1 protein-coding gene is annotated in these 1,459 nt (G+C 53.2%); it reads left to right on the top strand.

Annotated features, from left to right (window positions below; translation table 11 throughout):
- A partial coding sequence (locus KDK15_RS08555) for an ankyrin repeat domain-containing protein (RefSeq protein WP_257294939.1) occupies positions 1-1,318 on the top strand: 1,318 nt, incomplete at its 5' end.
- Positions 1,319-1,459: the final 141 nt, after the last annotated feature.

The raw sequence follows: 1,459 nt of genomic DNA, 5'->3' as shown, positions 1-1,459 counted from the left end.
TGAATCCCTGATCCTTCACGCCTGCCGTACCGGGGATCTGAAAACGCTGATCATGCTGCTGGTCGATGATGCCAGTCTGGCAAGGCGGACGTACCGCTCGGTCACCGGTCAGCCGGCACACCCGTTAGCTATCGCCATTGATTGCGGCCATATGGATTGTGCCCAAACGCTGATCGACCATCAGGCCGATGTCAATGCCGCTGATCAGCATGGTCAGACGCCCCTGCACATCGTGGCTGAAAACGGTAACGTCCAGTGCCTGAAACTGTTGGTTACCCATGGAGCAAGTGTCAATGCCGCTGACCAGTATGGTCAGACGCCCCTGCACATCGCGGCTAAAAACGGTAACGTCCAGTGCCTGAAACTGCTGGTTACCCATGGAGCAAGTGTCAATGCCGCTGACCAGGATGGTCAGACGCCCCTGCACATCGCGGCTGAGAACGGTAACGTCCAGTGCCTGAAACTGTTGGTTACCCATGGGGCAAGTGTCAATGCCACCAATAAAAAAGGCGAAGCGCCCCTGCATATGGCCGCCAAAATCGGCATAATCGAGGCCCGTCAAAAACTTGCCATGGGCAGAATTATCGTTGGAAGCTTCGATAACGACAGGCTGTTCGACCACTATACCAGCAAAAAAGAAAACGACAATGGATGCCTGAAAGAGCTGCTTGCTAACAGCGAAGTGAATATCAATGCCATTGATAACGAGGGCGTCACGCCCCTGATGATCGCCGCATTATGGGGCAAATCCGAGCATCTGAAATGCCTGCTCGACGCAGGAGCAAATATCAATATCACCGATCACCTGGGCTCGATGGCTACCCACTTGTTGGCCAGTTATGACTGTGCAGAGTCTCTCAAGGTGTTTCTGACCACTCCCGGCATCCGGGTCAATAAGAAGACTGACAAGGGCTGGACAGCTCTCCACATCGCTGCCAAATACGATAGTACAGATTCCGTCAAGATGTTACTGGCTGCTCCCGGCATCCTGGTCAATAAGAAGACTGACAGTGGCAAGACAGCTCTCTACATCGCTGCCAAATACCACAGTACAGAGTCCGTCAAGATATTACTGGCTGCTCCCGGCATCCTGGTCAATGAGAAGGTTGAAGGCAGGACGGCTCTGCACATAGCGGCAATATACGGCAACGTAGAGTGTGTCGAAGCGTTGCTGGCCACTCCGGGCATCCTGATCAATGAGCAGACTGACGATGGCTGGACAGCTCTGAGCTTAGCTGCCAGCAATGGCCACAGCGCGTGCATAGAACTCCTGATAGTAAACGGGGCCTGGCAAGCGGGACGCCTGCCAACCAATTAGCGGGACTTAAGTGTTAACACTTGCATTGCATTCAATCTGTTCAGGGTCATCCCGGTCTTAACTGCCATCGCTGCTGCAACGCCGCTTCTCATATTGCAAAAGCTACAAGCGTTGGTTGGTAACGACAAAAAAATGCAAAGA

This window comes from Endozoicomonas sp. YOMI1 (genome assembly GCF_024606345.1).
In the GTDB taxonomy this organism is placed as follows: domain Bacteria; phylum Pseudomonadota; class Gammaproteobacteria; order Pseudomonadales; family Endozoicomonadaceae; genus Endozoicomonas.
This window is presented reverse-complemented; position numbering and strand designations above follow the sequence as displayed.